Source organism: Acidimicrobiia bacterium, assembly GCA_041676705.1.
Taxonomy (GTDB): Bacteria; Actinomycetota; Acidimicrobiia; order Acidimicrobiales; family SKKL01; genus Actinomarinicola.
Window position 1 is genome coordinate 1 of sequence record JBAYRL010000027.1, and the last position, 3,200, is coordinate 3,200.

The following is a 3,200-nucleotide window of genomic DNA, read 5'->3' on the forward strand; positions in this document are numbered from 1 at the left end:
AGAACCTAATAGCGTTCTTCATCAACTCAGCAGAACTAAACCACCTGCTAAACAGCGGCCGCTAAACACAAGCAACCACTAACAAAACAAGTGAGGGGAAACCACCAAGGTCTCCCCTCACTTCCCGTTTTTCGTCCAAGACACAGACATAGCTGCGCGAAATGCAACAGGCAAGTAGACACAGTGGGCCTCCCTCGCCCCTATATCGTCTTCTAGGGACCCTCAGTATCATCAAGGGGGTCGACCCGATCAGCCCACAACCAGGGTTCGAGACTTAGGTAGTGCACGGCAGAAATGCCATCAAGGGTGATCGGTAAAACTCTTATGGAATAACCACTACCCTTTGGCAAGGTTCCCACAAGCACCCTTTGCAGCTTCTTGGCCGCAGCAGCTACCTGTTCAACGTCAATCTCATCGGTGCCCCTAGAGTACAGTCCAGCCTCTGAAAGAGATGCGGCGTCGACAACAACGTTGATCTCGAGGCCCCGGTCAGTACCGCCAATTAGCCATTCTCGCGCAGCCGCTACCAGGCGGACATCAAGCGGAGCAGACTTTGGTTTGGATGCCACAGCATAAGACGCCGCGAGTTTGGAGATCTTCGCCCCAGCCTTTCGCAATACGTGTGTCTCATGCTGGTCGGAGTGGGTAGGTCGGTTGAAGCGCCGGCCAACCCAGGTTGAGAATCGTTTCTGTTGCGGGCCGGTCAGGGGCCTACGACTTTCCACCCGGTCATTGAGCAGCGCAGTCTTGTCTACACTGGTCATATAGCGGAGATCAACAACCGGCCAAAAACTGTTGTAATCGTCGATACCGACGATGGTGGCGATATCTCGGTTGGGCAGAGGAAACTCCCGAGGCGAATACTCTCCGCTACGAAGCTGCTGATATCGGGCCTTGCTGACCACGGAGATGGGAGCAACAATGATGCAGGGTTCCACCGCTGGATCACGAACAATGTCGCATGCCCCCGAGACAATGATGTACCACCCAATGGCACTTTCAATAGTCACAGACCAGATTTCTTCGGTCTGAGGATTGCCACCTGCCGCATCGACAAGCGGCGTGTGCCCGCGTCCTACCATGCTCACTGCGCCAAGGGTCAACATGTCCCCTTGGGTCAGGTCGCGCAGAAGTGGTGCCAGCTTCGATGCTGGCACCTTCGCTTCTCTGGGTGTCATCAGAGGGCGACTAGAACGCGGCTCGACTGACCAATGAGGTCGAGAATAGCTGAGGATTCCTCAGGGACGTCTATTTGATCAAACCTCTCGCCGACAAGGGCTCTACGTTCGGCATCCATAGATGCCAACTCGGACCTAGGAACTGAAATACCGGCACCAAGACCGGGCGAAGTCATCGGAGCTAGCATCAAAGAAGGCTCTTCGAGCGCGAGGGCTGTGCGCACCTCCTCAAGGTTGTACCGACGATGACCCCCCGGCGTGCAGTCAAAGGGGATCCTATTTTGTCGACTATATAGCTGAACCGTACTTTCCGTGACTCCTAGAGCAGTTGCCACATCTTTGGTTTTCGCAATTCGAGACATATTACGCATTGTACCAAGCCCCCCACTTTTCACTGGTTTCCACGATTTCATGTGATTGCATGGTTTACACGGATTCTGCCGTGCAGCAAACCGTCTGTCAAGAGTCTCCTGCACATCCTCGATAGCGCCCTCCCGATATCCGTCAGACCCACTGCTATACACAGCAAGATTCACTATGAAACGAGCCCGTACAACTCTGCGCGAATCATTACGGCTTACCCCAGCAGCTAGGACGAAACCATAGAAAACTTCCCTCACTTCTCGTTTTTCCTAGCCGTAGCTAGAAAAATTTGGGAAATTTGCATTAAAAACCTCAAAGCTGCTCGCCACTGTCCGACATACCAAAAATAAAATTCAGGCGGCGGGGAGCACCATGTTGAAAGCAAAGCAGCTTCTAAAACGAATCGCGACCGTAATAACCGCAACACTCATATGCAGTGTCACCGTTTCACCACCAATAGCCTCAGGCGACACCAGCACCACAAGCAGCATCTCAAACCTTCAGGTACAGCTAGCCGACGGCTCAACGTCTGACGAAATATATGCTTCCGGAGAAAGTGTCCCCTTCAAGCTCTCTTGGATCTGGAACGCAGGCAGCGGCGAAACTGTTGGAATTCCCGCCTTCCACATCGGGTTAGCTGGTGAACTTAATGCACACAACACAGAGATTACGTACGGTGCTCTCACCAATAACGACACCAGTTACAAACTGGAGGACATCACCTTCACCGCTCTGATCACAAGACCAGACTTCACAAAGGCAGACGGCTACGAACCTATTGAAGCCGACACTACCTGGACGGTAAGCCTCGATTTAGAGGTTTCACCCATTGAAAGTGGTAGCACCATTGGGATCTTCGAGCTACAACGAGGAGATGGTGAAGGTATCTACGAATTTGCTAACAACTCACCGGCCCTGACACCTTCCGTTAAAATTCTCTCCACGCCAACAATAGATAACGAGACCTTCACCCTCACCTATAACGACCACGACACCATCACTCTCTCACCAGGTGATGGACCCAATTTGGATAACAATTTCCTCTATTTCATCACCGTGGATGAAAGCAGCCCAGACAAGTCGGATGACGGGGCACACCCGAATCAACATGGCACGGTAACCTTCACCTTTAATAAAGTCGGGTGGTGCGCCACCAACCCTTCAGGCACCTTGGAGATGAGTGTTTACGCCGCCCAAAAAGGCGCCGTCACTGCGGACGGTGAGGAGTTAACCGACGTCGGCTGGATCCTCAGCGAACCCACTGACCCGATCACGGTAACCAACATCGACTGCTCTGGCGGGAACGGTGACGGCGGTTCCGGCGATAAGACACCCGATACCAGCGATGACGGCTCCTCGGCCGATGAGGCCAACGACCAGGCCAAAGATGAGGTTGATGAAACCGGTAACCTCACCCCAGCCGGACTAGCTAAAGTCGCTAAAAAATGGGCCTCAGCACCACAAAGCACCGCACAAAACACCGCCGTTGGATTCATGCAACGCCTCTACCTAGGAATCTTCCTACGACAAGGCGACCAAGGCGGCCTTGAATACTGGGCCAACCTAAGACAAGCAGGAGTATCAGAACAACAAATCATCTCCAGCTTCCTAAACTCACCAGAAGGCCAAAAAGCACTCGGCCAATTCGACACCCAACGG

General features: G+C 53.0%; 3 protein-coding genes. 1 reads left to right on the top strand and 2 read right to left on the bottom strand.

Annotated features, from left to right (window positions below):
* Positions 1-212 precede the first annotated feature (212 nt).
* Both WC184_13315 and WC184_13320 read right to left on the bottom strand, forming a co-directional pair.
* Positions 213-1,178, bottom strand: coding sequence for a hypothetical protein (locus tag WC184_13315; protein ID MFA7478847.1), 966 nt, complete (start codon positions 1,176-1,178; stop codon positions 213-215).
* Positions 1,178-1,402 carry a hypothetical protein gene (locus WC184_13320; protein MFA7478848.1) on the bottom strand — a complete coding sequence of 75 codons (225 nt, stop codon included), beginning with the start codon at positions 1,400-1,402 and terminating at the stop codon, positions 1,178-1,180. Before WC184_13320 ends, WC184_13315 begins: the two co-directional genes overlap by 1 nt.
* A gap of 511 nt (positions 1,403-1,913) precedes the next feature.
* On the opposite strand from WC184_13320, the gene WC184_13325 reads away from it, so the two are divergent.
* Positions 1,914-3,200: DUF4214 domain-containing protein (locus WC184_13325; GenBank protein ID MFA7478849.1), on the top strand; the 1,287-nt coding region annotated here is incomplete at its 3' end.

Excerpts from the sequence above, each read along its gene's own strand:
- WC184_13315 (MFA7478847.1), bottom strand. The coding sequence starts at position 1,178 with ATGACACCCAGAGAAGCGAAGGTGCCAGCATCGAAGCTGGCACCACTT.